The 15,386-nt window shown below is 49.7% G+C and carries 15 protein-coding genes; 9 read left to right on the forward strand and 6 right to left on the reverse strand.

What is annotated here, in order from left to right:
* Nucleotides 1-11: 11 nt before the first annotated feature.
* Genes recR through Q0R57_RS04830 form a run of 4 tightly spaced genes read left to right on the forward strand, consistent with a single transcriptional unit; the run spans nt 12 to nt 2,687 of the window.
* Nucleotides 12-626 carry a recombination mediator RecR gene (recR, locus tag Q0R57_RS04815; RefSeq protein ID WP_294744271.1) on the forward strand — a complete coding sequence of 205 codons (615 nt, stop codon included), beginning with the start codon at nt 12-14 and terminating at the stop codon, nt 624-626.
* 8 nt (nt 627-634) lie between these two features.
* Nucleotides 635-1,069, forward strand: a complete 435-nt coding sequence (locus Q0R57_RS04820) for a hypothetical protein (RefSeq protein ID WP_294744272.1) — start codon at nt 635-637, stop codon at nt 1,067-1,069.
* On the forward strand, nt 1,066-2,178 hold the full coding sequence (locus tag Q0R57_RS04825; RefSeq protein ID WP_294744273.1) for a glycosyltransferase family 2 protein: 1,113 nt from the start codon (nt 1,066-1,068) through the stop codon (nt 2,176-2,178). Before Q0R57_RS04820 ends, Q0R57_RS04825 begins: the two co-directional genes overlap by 4 nt.
* Nucleotides 2,175-2,687 (forward strand): GNAT family N-acetyltransferase, encoded by a 513-nt coding sequence (locus Q0R57_RS04830; RefSeq protein ID WP_294744274.1) that lies wholly within the window; start codon nt 2,175-2,177, stop codon nt 2,685-2,687. The genes Q0R57_RS04825 and Q0R57_RS04830 overlap by 4 nt, the downstream gene beginning before the upstream one ends.
* Here the strand turns inward: Q0R57_RS04830 and Q0R57_RS04835 are convergent.
* Nucleotides 2,682-3,410 (reverse strand): RNA methyltransferase, encoded by a 729-nt coding sequence (locus Q0R57_RS04835; protein ID WP_294744275.1) that lies wholly within the window; start codon nt 3,408-3,410, stop codon nt 2,682-2,684. The two genes, Q0R57_RS04830 and Q0R57_RS04835, sit on opposite strands and share 6 nt — an antisense overlap.
* Before the next feature lie 609 nt (nt 3,411-4,019).
* On the opposite strand from Q0R57_RS04835, the gene Q0R57_RS04840 reads away from it, so the two are divergent.
* From Q0R57_RS04840 to Q0R57_RS04850, 3 genes are all read left to right on the forward strand, one after another.
* Nucleotides 4,020-4,640: a YqiA/YcfP family alpha/beta fold hydrolase gene (locus Q0R57_RS04840; protein WP_294744276.1), complete on the forward strand. Its 621-nt coding sequence runs from the start codon at nt 4,020-4,022 to the stop codon at nt 4,638-4,640.
* A 211-nt stretch (nt 4,641-4,851) separates the two neighbouring features.
* Nucleotides 4,852-7,302: a phenylalanine--tRNA ligase subunit beta gene (gene pheT, locus Q0R57_RS04845; RefSeq protein WP_294744277.1), complete on the forward strand. Its 2,451-nt coding sequence runs from the start codon at nt 4,852-4,854 to the stop codon at nt 7,300-7,302.
* Nucleotides 7,303-7,359: 57 nt separating this feature from the next.
* The gene (locus tag Q0R57_RS04850) at nt 7,360-8,088 is read left to right on the forward strand and encodes a YebC/PmpR family DNA-binding transcriptional regulator (RefSeq protein ID WP_294744278.1); all 729 of its coding nucleotides are present in this window, start codon (nt 7,360-7,362) and stop codon (nt 8,086-8,088) included.
* Between the two features lie 77 nt (nt 8,089-8,165).
* On the opposite strand, the gene Q0R57_RS04855 is transcribed toward Q0R57_RS04850, so the two are convergent.
* Complete coding sequence (locus Q0R57_RS04855; RefSeq protein WP_294744279.1) at nt 8,166-9,902, reverse strand: glycoside hydrolase family 43 protein; 1,737 nt, start codon at nt 9,900-9,902, stop codon at nt 8,166-8,168.
* Nucleotides 9,903-9,914: 12 nt separating this feature from the next.
* Nucleotides 9,915-10,313, reverse strand: a complete 399-nt coding sequence (locus Q0R57_RS04860) for a hypothetical protein (protein ID WP_294744280.1) — start codon at nt 10,311-10,313, stop codon at nt 9,915-9,917.
* A gap of 109 nt (nt 10,314-10,422) precedes the next feature.
* On the opposite strand from Q0R57_RS04860, the gene lepA reads away from it, so the two are divergent.
* Both lepA and Q0R57_RS04870 read left to right on the forward strand, forming a co-directional pair.
* Nucleotides 10,423-12,204, forward strand: a complete 1,782-nt coding sequence (gene lepA, locus Q0R57_RS04865; protein ID WP_294744281.1) for a translation elongation factor 4 — start codon at nt 10,423-10,425, stop codon at nt 12,202-12,204.
* 33 nt (nt 12,205-12,237) lie between these two features.
* Entirely contained in the window at nt 12,238-12,837 is a 600-nt protein-coding gene (locus Q0R57_RS04870) for a Crp/Fnr family transcriptional regulator (RefSeq protein ID WP_294744282.1), read from the forward strand.
* A gap of 69 nt (nt 12,838-12,906) precedes the next feature.
* On the opposite strand, the gene Q0R57_RS04875 is transcribed toward Q0R57_RS04870, so the two are convergent.
* Genes Q0R57_RS04875 through Q0R57_RS04885 form a run of 3 tightly spaced genes read right to left on the reverse strand, consistent with a single transcriptional unit; the run spans nt 12,907 to nt 15,363 of the window.
* Nucleotides 12,907-13,035, reverse strand: coding sequence for a dehydrogenase (locus Q0R57_RS04875; protein ID WP_294744283.1), 129 nt, complete (start codon nt 13,033-13,035; stop codon nt 12,907-12,909).
* 8 nt (nt 13,036-13,043) lie between these two features.
* Nucleotides 13,044-14,510 (reverse strand): DUF4270 domain-containing protein, encoded by a 1,467-nt coding sequence (locus Q0R57_RS04880; RefSeq protein WP_294744284.1) that lies wholly within the window; start codon nt 14,508-14,510, stop codon nt 13,044-13,046.
* Between the two features lie 31 nt (nt 14,511-14,541).
* Complete coding sequence (locus Q0R57_RS04885; RefSeq protein WP_294744285.1) at nt 14,542-15,363, reverse strand: glycogen/starch synthase; 822 nt, start codon at nt 15,361-15,363, stop codon at nt 14,542-14,544.
* Nucleotides 15,364-15,386 lie beyond the last annotated feature (23 nt).

Genomic DNA, 15,386 nt, shown 5'->3' on the forward strand with positions numbered 1-15,386 from the left:
ATTAAGAGTTGATGACACAACAATATCCCTCACGACTACTTGAGTCGGCAGTACAGGAGTTTTCCAAGCTGCCCGGCATAGGCCGCAAGACCGCCTTGCGCCTGGTGCTCTATATGCTCAGGCTCGAGACCGACGAGGTGTCGCAGTTCACGCAGACCCTCGACCGTCTGAAGCGTGAGGTGAAGTTCTGTCGTGTGTGCCATAACATCAGCGACCAGGACATCTGTCCCATCTGCTCCGATCATCGTCGCGATGCCTCTACCATCTGCGTGGTTGAGAATATCCAGGACGTGATGGCAGTAGAGAACACCCAGCAGTTCACGGGACTCTATCACGTGCTGGGCGGTCTTATCTCCCCGATGGATGGCATCGGGCCCTCCGATCTCGAGATTGAGTCGCTGGTCAGTCGTGTGGCCGAAGGTGACGTCAAGGAAGTCATCCTCGCGCTGAGCTCTACGATGGAGGGCGACACCACCAACTTCTACATCTTCCGCAAGTTGGCGCCGTTCGATGTTAAGGTCACGATGATAGCCCGCGGCATTGCCGTTGGCAACGAGTTGGAATATACCGATGAGGTCACGCTGGGGCGTTCTATCCTCCATCGTGTGCCGTTTGAAGATAAATAAAATTGGTTATGAAGAAAGTCAAAAACATATTGCTCTTCCTTTACTGCGAGTTTCTGCTCGTAGCAGGCATCATCTATGTGATGGGCGATTACTTCGAGGTCGATATGGCTATGGTGTCTGATACCGAGACTTCTAAGACGTCGATGTACATTGTTCAGATGGTGATGATTCTGCTCACGCTGGGCCTCGTGCCACTGTCGCTGCGCCTGTTCAAGTTCGGCCGTGTCCATCGCCAGCTGGTCACTCAGCGCGAGTCGGCCCTGCTGCGCTGGGGTTTCATCCGCATCAACATCTTGGGGCTGTTGCTCATTGCCAACACCTTATTATATTATATTTACGCTTTCGAGGCCGCTTTTGGCTATCTGGCTGTGATGGTGCTGCTCTCTATGCCGTTCATCCTGCCTACCATGAGTCGCTGTCAATCTGAAATCGAGGAAGAGTGAAGCTGTCTGTTATCATAGTCAATTATAATGTGCGCTACTACGTTGAGCAGAGCATCGTCAGTGTCCAGAAGGCCACGAAGGACATCGACTGCGAGATTATCGTTGTCGATAACCACTCCTCCGACGGCTCTGTGGACTATCTCTCCCAGCGTTTCGGCTCAGCTATTACCATCATCGACAGCAACCACAACCTGGGCTTTGCCAAAGGCAACAACCTCGCCATTCGTCAGTCCAAGGGCGACTATGTGCTGCTGCTCAATCCCGACACCTTCGTAGGCGACGACAGCATCCGTCAGGTGCTCGACTTCATGGATGCCCATCCCAAGGCTGGCGGTGCAGGCGTCATGATGCACAATTCCGACGGCACCATCGCCCGTGAGTCACGCCGCGGTCTGCCCACACCCTTTGTCTCGCTGCTCAAGATGCTGGGCTTCCCCAAGCGTTATTACATGAGCCATCTGTCGTGGGACTGCCCAGGACAGATTGATGTCGTCAGCGGCGCGTTCTTCATGCTGCGTCGCGAGGCTTTGGACAAAGCCGGTCTGCTCGACGAGGACTTCTTCATGTATGGCGAGGATATCGACCTGTCATACCGCTTGCAGAAGGCAGGCTACGAGAACTGGTATGTGCCTGCACGCATCGTCCACTATAAGGGCGAGTCCACGCAGAAAACTACTTTCCGCTATGTGCATGTGTTCTATCAGGCCATGTTCATCTTCTTCCGCAAGCACTACGGCCACCTCAGCCTGCTGGTCACGCTGCCTATCAAGCTTGCCATCTATTTCCGCGCCTTCCTGGCCCTCATCCAGATGCTCACCGCACGTGTGCGCCGTTCTCTGGGCATCTACAAGAATTACGGCGAGGAGCGCGTCTATGTGCTGATTGGCAGCGACAGGATGAAAGCCGAGTGTCGCGCCATTCTCCATAAGAAAGGCCTCACCGAGGTGCAGCTGCCTACCGACAGGCGATTCGTCACTTTAATCTACGATGCCGACACCTTGACGTACGAGGAAATCATCACTCAGGCCACCCATCATGCCGGTTATCAGATAGGTACCTATCATCACGACAGTCAGGTAATTATCGTTCAAAGGGAGTTGTTTTTATGAAACCATTGCCAGCTATCTCGTTAAGGGCACTCGAACCTGAGGATCTCGACCTGCTCTATCGCATCGAAAACGACGATGCGCTGTGGGGCGTGGGCATCACCAATGTGCCTTATTCTCGCTTTCTGCTCCACGAGTTCCTCTCCAGTTCCACAGGCGACATCTATACCGACAAGCAAGTGCGACTGGTCATCGAGAACGAGTCGCACCAGACCGTTGGTCTTGCCGACCTGATGTCTTTTGACCCCAAGAACATGAAGGCCGAGCTGGGACTTGTCATCCTGCGTGCCTGTCGTCATCAGGGCTATGCCGCCGCCACCATCCTGAAGATTCACGACTATGCCCGCCGCACGCTCCATCTTCATCAGATCTATGTGGTTATCGCCGTCAGCAACGACAACACGCTGCGACTCTTCCAGCAAATGGGTTATCAGCAGTCAGCGCGTCTTGCCGACTGGCTTTTCGATGGCGAGCATTATCACGATGCCATCGTCATGCAGCACGTGTTATAGTCTGCGTCTGAATTCCGAGCACGTTATCGCCGTAGCAATGGCTACGTTCAGGCTCTCTGGGCCCTCCTGATATTTCGGTATCAGCAGTCGGTGTGTTATCAGTTTTCTAATCTCCTGGGAAATGCCGTTACCCTCATTTCCCATCACGATGATGCCCTCTTTCGATAACGGCTGCGTGTAGATATCCTGTCCGTCCAGCAGCGTGCCATATACCGGCACCTCAGCCTTCTCTATCAATGCTTTCAGGTCGGTATATACCATTTTTACGCGGGCTATGCTACCCATGGTAGCCTGAATCACCTTCGGGTTCCAGGCGTCAGCCGTATCCTCCGAGCAGTAGATGGTCCTGATGCCAAACCAGTCCGCAATGCGGATGATGGTGCCCAGGTTCCCAGGGTCTTGCACGCCGTCCAGCGCCAGGCACAGCTCCTTGCCAGCATTGTCCAGAGCCACGCTCTTTGGCATCTCCAATAGCGCCAGCACCTGTTGCGGATGCTGCAGGAAGCTCACCTTCTGCAGCTCCTCCTCAGTCACCTCCTGCACGTCCATGTCGCCGTGCTTCTCTTTCCACTCCTTGATGGCAAACACCATCTTCGGCTGGTACCCTGCAGCTATCAGGTCACCCACCACTTTCGGCCCTTCTGCCACGAAGAGTCCCTCTGCTGTGCGTCCCTTTTTCCTCTCCAGCTGCCTCACGTATTTTATCTGGTTCTTTGATATCATACTGCAAAGGTACGAATAAGCGAGGAGAATGCAAAAGGAAAACTTGTTTTTCTTTTCATTCTCGAGTGAAAGTACCTTCGACCGTAGGTCAGAGTAGTGCAAACTGAGCGAAAAACCAAATTTATTTGAGTTTTTCCGAGGTGCAGCCTACCTTCGAGGCGCAGCCTCAGAGGTACGCATAACTGAGCAAAATCACATAACGATACGTACCGGCAAACTTGCCGATGTTTTGGAATTGTTCTTTTCCTTTTACTATTAAGTGTCATAGTTGTAAATGTTTTTCATAGTTAATACTAAAGGTTCTGGTCTAACGGGTGGCCACTTCCGCCTTCCATCTTCCTTATCAAATCTGAAGGTTATCCGCGCCTATTTGAAGTATTTTATCTCTTCAGTTGGCGAGAAAACTTCTCTAGTTGGGACGCAATTTTTCTATCTTTATTGACGATACAAAGGTACAAAGAATAATTGAAACCACCAAACATTTTACCAATTACTTTTTTATGAATAACGTAACAATTTTTCTTATTCTTCAATCTCGCGTTTTTTACACAATAATCAAATATATTTGGTTTTTCGTTCGGTTTGCACTACCTTTGCAATCCAAAAGAGATGATGAAAAGGATTTTGTTCTTGCACGGCTTCTTTGCCAGTGGTCAATGTGTGCCGGCAGTGGCATTAAGGGAGGCTTTTGAGGGTGAAGCGGAGGTGATGACGCCTGACCTGCCGATGCATCCCAAGGAGGCGCTGGCATTTGTGCGAGAGTTGATTGACCGCGAGAAGCCTGACGTGGTGGTGGGTAACAGCTGTGGGTCGTTCTACGCACAGATGGTGGCATTGGCCCTGGGACTGCCTGCCTTGCTGGGTAACCCGCACTTCAGGATGACGGAATTTCTGAAGGCGAGGGTAGGGGCTCATCAATATAAGTCGCCACGAATGGACGGCAGGCAGGACTTCGTCATCGACGAGCAGCTGATAGCCGAGTTTGCAGAGATGGAGGCTCATCAATTCTTGGAAAAGCCAAGCGGCGAAGCCGAACGTAATAACTGCTCGCCTGAAGGTCGAGACCGCATCTGGGGACTCTTTGGCGATCATGATGCGTTGGCACATTTTGAGCCGCTATTCTTGCAGCACTACAATAAATCGTTCCACTTTCCGGGTGCTCATACGCCTACGGCCGAGGAAGTGAAGAAATACTATGTGCCGCTGATAAAGGAATTGCTCACTTATTAGTTTTTTCGCTCGAAAATAAAAAGAAATAACTGGTTTCTGCTCGTTTATTCGTACCTCTGACCTGCGGTCGAAGGTTCTTTTAGTCGCTTTCAGCTTGGTAAAAGCGGCAAAGCCGAGCGCTCTCGTTCGAGAAAACTCAAAAATCTTTTGGTTTTCTGCTCACTTATTTGTACCTTTGCAGGCGAATTCGAATTAACAATAGTTTTTAGGAATGAATATTTCTTATAAATGGCTGAAAGAATACGTTGATTTCGACCTTTCGCCGCAGCAGGTATGCGATGCACTGACCTCTACGGGACTCGAAGTTGACGCTCTGGAAGAAGTGCAGTCCATACGTGGTGGACTGAAAGGACTCTATGTGGGCAAGGTGCTCACCTGCGAAGTGCATCCTAACTCTGATCACCTTCATGTGACAACGGTGGACCTGGGCAAGGGCGAACCCTCACAGATTGTGTGTGGCGCTCCTAATGTGGCCGCTGGTCAGAAAGTGATTGTGGCCGACCTGGGCTGCGTGTTGTATGACGGCGATCAGGAATTTGTGATTAAGAAGTCGAAGTTGCGTGGCGTCGAGTCGAACGGTATGATATGTGCCGAGGACGAGATTGGCGTGGGTACCAGTCATGATGGTATCATCGTGCTGCCCGAGGATGCTGTGGTGGGTACGCCTGCTGCAGAATACTACAACCTGGATAGCGACTGGCTTATCGAGGTGGACATCACCGCCAACCGTGCCGATGCCCTGAGTCACTGGGGCGTGGCTCGCGACCTCTATGCCTGGCTGAAGCAGAACGGCTATGAGACCAGCCTTCACCGTCCTGTGGTCGACGATTTTGTCGTCGACAATCATGACCTGCCCATCGATGTGGAGATTCAGAACACTGAGGCCTGCAAGCGTTATGCCTGCGTGAGCGTGACGGGTTGTGAGGTGAAGGAGTCGCCCGACTGGCTGAAGAACAAGTTGACTACCATTGGTCTGCGTCCTATTAATAATATTGTGGACATCACCAACTATGTGATGATGGCTTATGGTCAGCCGCTGCATACCTTCGATGCTGATATGGTGAAGGGCAACAAGATTGTGGTGAAGACGATGCCCGAGGGCACACCTTTCGTCACGCTGGACGGCGAGGAGCATAAGCTCTCGGACCGCGACCTGGCTATCTGCAATGCCGAGGATCCCATGTGTATCGCCGGCGTGTTTGGCGGAAAGGGTAGTGGTACGTACGAGACCACGAAGAACGTGGTGCTGGAAAGTGCTTACTTCCATCCCACATGGATTCGTAAGAGTGCCCGTCGCCACGGACTCAGCACGGATGCTTCGTTCCGTTTTGAGCGTGGCATCGACCCCAATGGCGTGATCTATGCCCTGAAGCAGGCTGCGCTGCTCTGTAAGGAGCTGGCTGGCGGTAAGGTGTCGATGGAGATTAAGGACGTGTATCCCGAGAAGATGGAGAACGCCATCGTTGACCTGAGCTACATCTATGTGCACAACCTGGTGGGTAAGGATATTCCTGTGGAGACCATCAAGAGCATCTGTGAGAGCCTGGAGATGAAGGTGCTTGAGGAGAATGCCGAGGGCCTGAAGCTGGAGGTGCCTGCCTATCGTGTGGACGTGCAGCGTCCCTGCGACGTGGTGGAGGACATCCTGCGCATCTATGGATATAATAATGTGGAGATTCCCACACAGTTGAAGTCGAGCCTCGTCATCAAGGCCGAGGAGGACCGCAAGCATAAGTTGCAAAACGTGGTGTCAGAGCAGCTGGTGGGTGCTGGCTTCAACGAGATCCTCAATAACTCGTTGAGTAAGTCGTCGTATTATGACGACGCAGATACCACGGTGGTTCGTATTATGAACCCCCTGTCGAGCGACCTCGGCGTAATGCGTCAGACGCTGCTTTATGGCGGTCTGGAGAGCATCGAGCATAACGTGAAGCGTAAGAATGCCAACCTGAAGTTCTTCGAGTTTGGCAACTGTTACTTCTTCGACCCTGAGAAGAATGATCCTGAGAATCCCATGCAGGCCTATAAGGAAGAGAACTTCATGGGTGTCTGGGTGACGGGTAAGCGCGTGGAAGGCTCATGGGCACATCCCAACGAAGACACCACTTACTACGAGCTGGCTGCGTATGTTCAGAATATCCTGAATCGCATTGGCATGAAGCAGGGTCTGATGGTTCAGAAGAAGAGCGAGAATCCTAACTTCTCGGCTGGCATCGTCATCGAGAACCGCGGTGGCAAGAAGTTCATCGAGATGGGTATCCTGTCGAAGAAGGTGCTGAAGCAGTTTGACCTGCAGCAGCCAGTCTACTTCGCCGAGTTGAACTGGACGCAGCTGATGAAGGCTACGAAGAAGAACGAGGTGACCTTCACCGAGATCTCGAAGCATCCTGCCGTCAGTCGTGACCTGGCTCTGCTGGTGGACAACAGCGTGGAGTTTGCACAGATTGAGCAGATAGCCCGTCAGACAGAGAAGAAGCTGCTGAAGAAGGTAGAGCTGTTCGATGTCTATGAGGGTAAGAACCTGCCCGCTGGCAAGAAGTCGTATGCCGTGAACTTCATCCTGCAGGATACGGAGAAGACGATGAACGACAAGCAGATTGATGCCATCATGCAGAAGCTCATCGCTAACATCAAGAAACAACTTGGTGCTGAGCTGAGATAATTATCGTGATAACGATATAACGTGATAACGTAATAACGAAAAATTTAAATAAATAATATGGGAAGAGCATTTGAATATCGTAAAGCTACAAAGCTGAAGAGATGGGGCCACATGGCCAAGACATTTACAAAGATCGGAAAGCAGATTGCCATTGCCGTGAAGGCTGGCGGTCCAGAGCCCGAGAACAACCCCGCACTGCGTGCCTGCATTGCCAACGCCAAGCGCGAGAACATGCCGAAGGATAATATCGAGCGTGCTATCAAGAACGCAATGGGTAAGGACCAGAGCGACTATAAGGAGGTGACCTACGAGGGATATGGCCCTCACGGAGTAGCTATCTTCGTTGAGACGCTGACAGACAACACCACCCGTACGGTGGGTGACGTCCGTTCGGTGTTCAACAAGTTCAGTGGTAACCTGGGAACACAGGGTAGCCTGAGCTTCCTCTTTGACCACAAGAGCGTGTTTACCTTCAAGAAGAAGGACGGACTGGATATGGACGAGATGATTCTCGACCTGATTGACTATGGTGTGGAGGATGAGTTCGACGAGGATGAGGAGACAGGCGAAATCACTATCTATGGTGATCCTTCAAGCTTCAGCGCCATCCAGAAACACCTGGAGGCAGAGGGCTTTGAGGTGACTGGTGCAGAGTTCACCCGTATCCCCAACGACCTGAAGGATGTGACTCCTGAGCAGCGCGAGGCTATCGACAAGATGGTTGAGAAGCTCGAGGACTTCGATGACGTGCAGACTGTGTACACTAACATGAAGCCTGAGGAGTAAGAACACACCTCTTATAAATAAAGAAACGGACTGAAGAAATTCAGCCCGTTTTCTTTTTGTCTATTCGTTATTCGAAATTACTTCTTTATCTTCTTGCCATCCTTAATGATGATGCCATGTTTGTTGTTGCCGTTCTGCAGGCGACGGCCGCTCAGGTCAAAGATGCCCTTCCTGACAGTAGCTGCCGGCTTGGTGAGTACATCGCTGATGGCGGTGGGGGTGAGCTCCTCCTGAGAGAAGTGCCAAGCGTCGAACTGTGCGTTCTTTGATTCGGTGACAACGAAGAACAAATGGCTCTTCACGCCCTTGAACAATGTGGAATCGACATTGATGATATGATCCTCGAAGGATGTTGACGAGAACTCGATGGTGGCCTGAGTGGTTCCAGTACGAGAGAAACGAATCTCGAGCTTACCAGTGCCACGGGCTCTGAGTATGAACGACTTGGCACCAGTATCGAAGTCTGCCTTACGAACACTTGTCCATGAGCCGGCAATCATCTTGACATACAGATTCTCGGAAGCATCGTTGGACAAGGTGCTGACCTTGGTGTTGTTCTTGACATTCTTGAAGTCCTCGTAGTTGACGCCACCACAGCTGGCCATAGTCTCCATCTGCTGCGGGTCGTAGGGATTGAAGTTCTTGATAGGAGTGGTGATACCTTTGAGACCCTTGTCGCCCGAAAGATCCACCTGATTAATCTTCACCGCATTCGAGTCGACGGTGACCTTGTTGACACAGATAGAACGGAAGATGCCACAGTCCTGCGCGATGACACCAGCACTTCTCCATTTCTCCATCAGAGGAGCTCCGTGATAGATGTGGTAGTATTTTCCTTGGAACTTCTGAAGATGAGAGTGGTTGTTGTTGGTACCCATGCCAGGGTGGGGACCATAGACTCCTTTATACACCCACGAGTCGGGGTCGTTGGGCGTGTCGGTAACCATATAGCACATGGTGCATGTGTTGGGCTTGCTGGCGGTGATGCCATGCTGCTGCTTATAGGTGTTCCACTCGCTATCGCTGCGGTTGGCCCAGTTAGAGCAGTAGGTATAGACATACTTGCCACCGATGTAGTTCAGCTCGTTAGCCTCGAAGTGATAGGGGGCTTTGATCTTGACAGCGGTCGTGTCGACAGCAGTCATCGAGGGCTTTAACCTGACGATACGCGCTGCATCAGGCATAATCTGGCTGGGACCAAGGCCGCCGAAAGACAGCCAGCCCACACCATTGTCGTCGATGACTACGCCTGGGTCGAAATTGGCATTCGTGCCCATAGCGTTAGCACCTGGTGTGTCGTAATGAATCAACAGCTTTTTCAGGGGCGATGTCCAAGGACCAATAGGCGAATTGGCCTTTAGCACACCAACGCCGTGACTGCTGTTGCAGAAATAGAGGAAGAACTCGTCTTCACCAGCCTCGTTAGTACGCCATGTGACGGATGGTGCCCACGAGACACCATAGCCTTGATACCAAGGATTAGTAACCCATCCGGAGCAGATCTTCTTTGTGTCGATGGTGCCGTGGAAGGTCCAGTTCACCATATCATCGGTAGAGAACACTACAATGGATTTGATTTCGCCATAGCTGTTCTCTCCTTTCTTACCATTCTTGATGAACTGTTGGTGGTCGTTGGAGCCATAGACATATAGACGACCATTATACTCCAGTGCTGTTGGGTCGGCACAGAAGATGTTGGCGCTGATAGGGTTGCCGTTGGCTGTTCCTTTGTAATCGGCGGCGATGGTGGTCTGTGCGTCCATCTGTAAGCTGACGGCCATCAAGGCCGATGCTATTAATAATTTCTTTTGCATAGTTTATGGATATTATTGGTAATCTTCTTTGTGTAGAGTGACGTCAAGGTATATCTTCTCGGGATTCTTGCTGGAACGATAGACATAGCGGAAGTTGACGCCACGATTCAGCAAGGCCTTGTAGTTGGCGGCGTTTTTCAACTCACGAACCAACGTGCCTTTAACATCAGAATTATTGAGTACGGTTACTACGCTGTCGTTGTCAGAGTCGCCAGTAAACCGGAAATATTGGGTCTGGGTGATAGAAGGGATGTCGAAGACGATACTGTCAAGATACATGTTATTGCCAATAGGCATGGGACACTTCGCTTCTGTCACTTCGCGGGCTTCACGGGCTGCACGCTCTTCAAGTGATTCCTGACACGATGCGAGTAGAATAACGGCTGATGCCATTAATAATACTTTCTTCATGAATATAGGTATTATTGAAATTTGATTGCAAAGTTACAAAAAAAATGTAAAATAGCGAATAAATTGCATTCTTTTTTGTAATTTTGCAGTCTATAAGACACATACTTTAATGAAGAATATCAGGAATTTCTGCATCATAGCGCATATAGACCACGGTAAGTCAACCCTTGCCGACAGACTCCTTGAACGTACCAAGACCATACAAGTGACTGAGGGACAGATGCTTGACGATATGGACTTGGAACGCGAACGAGGCATTACCATCAAGAGTCATGCCATTCAGATGGAGTACGAGCGTGATGGAGAGAAATATATACTCAACTTGATTGACACCCCGGGACATGTGGACTTCTCGTATGAGGTCTCTCGTTCCATTGCAGCCTGCGAGGGTGCGCTGCTGGTGGTCGACGCCACACAAGGTGTACAGGCGCAGACCATCTCGAACCTCTATATGGCTATCGACAATAACTTGGAGATTATCCCTGTCATCAATAAGATTGATATGCCCAGCGCTATGCCTGATGAGGTGGAAGATGAAATCGTGGACCTGATAGGCTGCGACCCTTCGGATATTATCCGTGCTTCAGGAAAGACGGGTGAGGGCGTTGACGAGATTCTGGATGCTGTGGTGGACCGTATTCCTCATCCTGTGGGTGAAGAAGAGGCACCTTTGCAAGCCTTGATCTTTGACTCAGTGTTTAACTCGTTCAGAGGTATCATTGCCTACTTCAAGATTGTGAACGGCGTGATTCGTAAGGGCGACAAGGTGAAGTTCTTCAATACCGGCATGGAGTATGACGCCGATGAGGTTGGCGTGCTGAAGATGGATATGATACCTCGCATGGAACTGCGCACAGGCGATGTTGGATATATCATCAGCGGCATTAAAGACTCAAAAGAGGTGAAGGTTGGCGATACCATCACACATGTGGCTACACCTTGCGACAAAGCCATTGAGGGTTTCCAAGAGGTGAAACCGATGGTGTTTGCAGGTGTCTATCCCATTGACCCTACAGACTATGAGAACCTGCGTGCCTCGTTAGAGAAGTTGCAGCTTAACGACGCATCATTGACCTTCCAGCCTGAGTCGTCAGTAGCCCTGGGCTTTGGTTTCCGTTGTGGTTTCCTGGGACTGCTCCACATGGAGATTGTGCAGGAACGTCTGGACCGTGAGTTCGATATGGATGTGATCACCACGGTGCCTAACGTTAGCTATATGTGCTACACCAAGCAGGGAGAAGAGAAAGAGGTGCACAATCCCTCGGGACTGCCCGACCAGACGATGATAGACCATATTGAGGAACCATATATCCGTGCCTCGATCATTACTGCTGCTGACTATATCGGTCCTATCATGACGCTTTGTCTTGACAAGCGTGGCGAGTTGATAGACCAGCAGTATGTGAGCGGCAATCGTGTGGAACTGCGTTTCATGCTGCCGCTGGGTGAGATTGTGATTGACTTCTACGACAAACTGAAGAGTATCTCGAAAGGCTATGCCTCGTTCGACTACCATATTGACTCGTTCCGTCCTTCTAAGCTGGTGAAGCTCGACATCTTGCTCAATGGTGAGCCGGTGGATGCGCTTTCAACGCTGACGCATCAGGACAACGCCGTGACCTTTGGTCGTAGAATGTGTGAGAAACTGAAAGAGCTGATTCCACGTCAGCAGTTCGATATTGCCATTCAGGCTGCCATCGGTGCCAAGATTATTGCCCGCGAGACGGTGAAACAGGTACGTAAGGATGTGCTGGCCAAGTGCTATGGTGGTGATGTGAGCCGTAAACGTAAACTGCTGGAAAAGCAGAAACGAGGCAAGAAACGCATGAAGCAGATTGGTAATGTGGAGGTGCCGCAAAAAGCCTTCCTCGCCGTCTTGAAACTTGATTAATAAAAATCCTAATTGATAATTAAATCAACAACAATGCCAAACCTAAGTTTAACCCCACGCGACGTGGCCCGCGAATTGGCCCGCAGGTATAGTACGATGACGCACGAAGAACTCGACATCCTCGAGAGCGTGCTTGTGCCAATGAAGTTTGCTAAGGGCGAAAGAGTCCTGAGCGAAGGTGACACATGCCAGCATATCTACTGGATTGTGAAAGGCTTGGTGCGCCAGTATTACTTTAAGAACGGCAAGGAGCTGACGGAATATATGGCTACCGAGAACACCATCATGATGAGTATCGAGAGCCTTTTCAAAGAGAAACCCTCGATGCAGATTATGCAGGCATTGGAACCTACCATTATCTATGCTATGCCCAAGAATGAGCTGGAGGCTGTGGCCATGCGTAGCGTGAATATCCAGATTCTATATCGTAAGATTCTGGAGGAGTCGCTGATCATCAGTCAGCAGCGTGCAGACATGTTACGCTTCGAGAGTGCTCAGGACCGTTATCAGAAACTGGTAAAGAGCAGTCCGCAGCTGGTACTCCGTGCACCGTTGGTTTATATTGCCAGTTATCTGCAGATGACGCCAGAGACGTTGAGTCGTGTGCGTACCGCCGTACTGATGAATTCCTAAATTCTGGAATACCTGTCTCCTTATATATAAATAAGGTGTAAAAGGCGAGGCCTTGTAAGAACACACATCTTACAAGGCCTCGTCGTCTGGACGCTCTATAGTGCGTTTCACTGATGGCAGGTGTCGCTTCTTCCTGAGATATGCCTCTTTGCGGGCTTCATAGTCCGCCTGATGTTTCTCCAGATATCCGTCTGCCATAAACTTCTTTATTGTTCTTTGAATTTTGCGTAGACCACGCTGATGGTAACGGGGTCGTGATCATTGTCGGGACCACCTACCAGACAGGCGCTGGTGAGCGACATATCATGGTCTGTACTTGTTGAAGAAGTAACATTGTAGCTGATGGGAACGAGCAGCACCTTGTTCCAGTTGGGATGCTCGGCCTCCCAGTTGGGATTCTCCTTTACACCCTTCTGCCTGATATTCCAAAGGCTGGTAATCAGGTTGGAGATGTTGGTGAAATTATAGGTATTGCTGTTCTTATACGTACTGCCGTTATAGTTATAAATGGCATAATACGACATCTTATTGTCTGGCGTCTTGTTGTTTTCGAAGAAAGCGTTCAGGCTGTCTTTCTGTAGCATCAGGATGTTCTGAGGTATGTTGAACTTACGCTCATCATCAGTCTGGTTGTTGATGCGCTGGAAGGTAATCTTAGCAGCAATAAGTGAGTCTTTCTCGTGTCCTTTCTTGATTTCCTTGACAGGCAGAGTAACCTCTGTGAAGAGACCTGCAGGTGATTTCAGATATGTGTGGTTACGCTCAGCAGCCAACTTGTTGATGGCCTGCTTGTCGTTGGTGATGAAGGTTGTCTGCAGTACCTCCTTAGTACCTGCCAGTGTCAGTGCGGCGCTGACTACGCCTGAGTCGGTCTGTACTCTATAGTAGGTCTTCAATCCCATATCTCTCACCCTTGCATAGAAGCCGTAGCCATCGGTGATTTGGAAGAAGAAACCTGGGCAAACGTTGTGGCTGAAGGTATAAGAGTTACGGAAATTCTCTGGATGCTCATGATATTGGCGTAGGATATAAGTGCCGTAGTTATTATATACATTACCATTGATGTCAGTATAGGGTGAGTTAAGAGTGATACGCACATTATTAATATAGGTGGTCTTTGTGCGTAAGGTGTCTTCATCCTGCAGGTTCAAGAAGGTGAACATCTTACTCTTGCTCAGTCCATCTTCTCTAATCATGCCCAATGTCATCGGGTTATAGTTGGAGTAATAACGAACGCCTTCTTCCATAGGCTTCTTCAGCTCATGTACTTTCATCTTCAGGGCAGAGAGGCTGTCCTTTGAGTTATAAGGAGATGTCAGATAGAGGATAATCTCACATGAGTCGGCAGCAGCCTTACCTTCGACGCGGCTAATGAACTTACTGTCTGGAGAGACATATTGATGCTCCAAATAATGGAACTGGGTAGTAAATTCGCTTTTAACATCGGCCATAGTCTCTGGATCACGCACAAAGCCCAAGTAGCAGTTGTTGCTGAGGGTGAACACAGAGTCGGCAACGACAGTTTGCGTTGACACCTCATATTCCTCTGTTGTCACGTCAAGCTTGTCGGTATCCTTAATGAGTGATTCTCCAATGTTTGAAGTATCTTCGCTACAAGAAGAAATGGCTATTGCCGTTAGTACGACGCCAGCCATAATTGATATTCTTTTCATTAATAAATGATATTATTTCTTTGATAATGTCTCATTCCTGTTGTTCCTCCGGACAGATGGAGTCGTAGAATGCCTCATAGGCCTCACCATAGTCTTCGGCCAAGAATTTCTGAATAGGCAGCCCTTTGTCTTTGGCATATTTCTGCAGCGTGGCATCTGAATGGGCTGTTGCCAACAATACGCCGTCGCTATAGTCAATAGCCAACTTACCTAACTCAATCGTGTCGAACTCGTCTTTATAGTTGCTCAATAGGTTAGGCGTTGCACTACGGAACTCCAGCGTCTTCTTGAAATCGGGTCCTAAGCTTTTAGGCGTTTCCTTGGGGAAGATGGAAGTAACAATCTTGGTATTGGCAAAAGATGGCTCATCCTGATAAGCTGTCTTGATATAGAAAGGAACAACGCTGCTCATCCAGCCCTGACAGTGGATAATATCAGGAATCCAACCTTGTTTCTTAACAGTCTCCATAACGCCGCGGGCAAAGAATACGGCACGCTCGCCATTCAGCAAACCATCAGTATCGTTGTTATCGGGTGTCATATCGCGCTTTGAGAAATAATCATCGTTATCGATGAAGAACACCTGAACACGAGTAGATGGTATAGAGGCTACTTTTATAATGAGGGGATGGTCAGTGTCGTTGATGATGAGGTTCATGCCTGATAGACGGATGACCTCATGTAACTGACCGCGCCGTTCGTTAATGTTGCCCCATTTAGGCATAAATGTTCTCGTCTCGTTATTACGCTCTTGCATAGCACGAGGCAAATCGTGACCCATGACTGACAAGGTGGTTTCAGGAACATAGGGTGCTATCTCCTGATTGATGAATAGGATTTTCTTCTTTGCCATCTTTATTCAATTATACGATGCAA

This window comes from uncultured Prevotella sp. (assembly GCF_946407605.1).
Taxonomy (GTDB): Bacteria; Bacteroidota; Bacteroidia; order Bacteroidales; family Bacteroidaceae; genus Prevotella.

What these genes read in the sequence shown, in the direction of transcription:
- recR (WP_294744271.1), top strand. Translation starts at nt 12, where the DNA reads ATGACACAACAATATCCCTCACGACTACTTGAGTCGGCAGTACAGGAG.
- Q0R57_RS04820 (WP_294744272.1), top strand. Translation starts at nt 635, where the DNA reads ATGAAGAAAGTCAAAAACATATTGCTCTTCCTTTACTGCGAGTTTCTG.
- Q0R57_RS04830 (WP_294744274.1), top strand. Translation starts at nt 2,175, where the DNA reads ATGAAACCATTGCCAGCTATCTCGTTAAGGGCACTCGAACCTGAGGAT.
- Q0R57_RS04835 (WP_294744275.1), bottom strand. Translation starts at nt 3,410, where the DNA reads ATGATATCAAAGAACCAGATAAAATACGTGAGGCAGCTGGAGAGGAAA.
- Q0R57_RS04840 (WP_294744276.1), top strand. Translation starts at nt 4,020, where the DNA reads ATGATGAAAAGGATTTTGTTCTTGCACGGCTTCTTTGCCAGTGGTCAA.
- pheT (WP_294744277.1), top strand. Translation starts at nt 4,852, where the DNA reads ATGAATATTTCTTATAAATGGCTGAAAGAATACGTTGATTTCGACCTT.
- Q0R57_RS04850 (WP_294744278.1), top strand. Translation starts at nt 7,360, where the DNA reads ATGGGAAGAGCATTTGAATATCGTAAAGCTACAAAGCTGAAGAGATGG.
- Q0R57_RS04855 (WP_294744279.1), bottom strand. Translation starts at nt 9,902, where the DNA reads ATGCAAAAGAAATTATTAATAGCATCGGCCTTGATGGCCGTCAGCTTA.
- Q0R57_RS04860 (WP_294744280.1), bottom strand. Translation starts at nt 10,313, where the DNA reads ATGAAGAAAGTATTATTAATGGCATCAGCCGTTATTCTACTCGCATCG.
- lepA (WP_294744281.1), top strand. Translation starts at nt 10,423, where the DNA reads ATGAAGAATATCAGGAATTTCTGCATCATAGCGCATATAGACCACGGT.
- Q0R57_RS04870 (WP_294744282.1), top strand. Translation starts at nt 12,238, where the DNA reads ATGCCAAACCTAAGTTTAACCCCACGCGACGTGGCCCGCGAATTGGCC.
- Q0R57_RS04875 (WP_294744283.1), bottom strand. Translation starts at nt 13,035, where the DNA reads ATGGCAGACGGATATCTGGAGAAACATCAGGCGGACTATGAAGCCCGC.
- Q0R57_RS04880 (WP_294744284.1), bottom strand. Translation starts at nt 14,510, where the DNA reads ATGAAAAGAATATCAATTATGGCTGGCGTCGTACTAACGGCAATAGCC.
- Q0R57_RS04885 (WP_294744285.1), bottom strand. Translation starts at nt 15,363, where the DNA reads ATGGCAAAGAAGAAAATCCTATTCATCAATCAGGAGATAGCACCCTAT.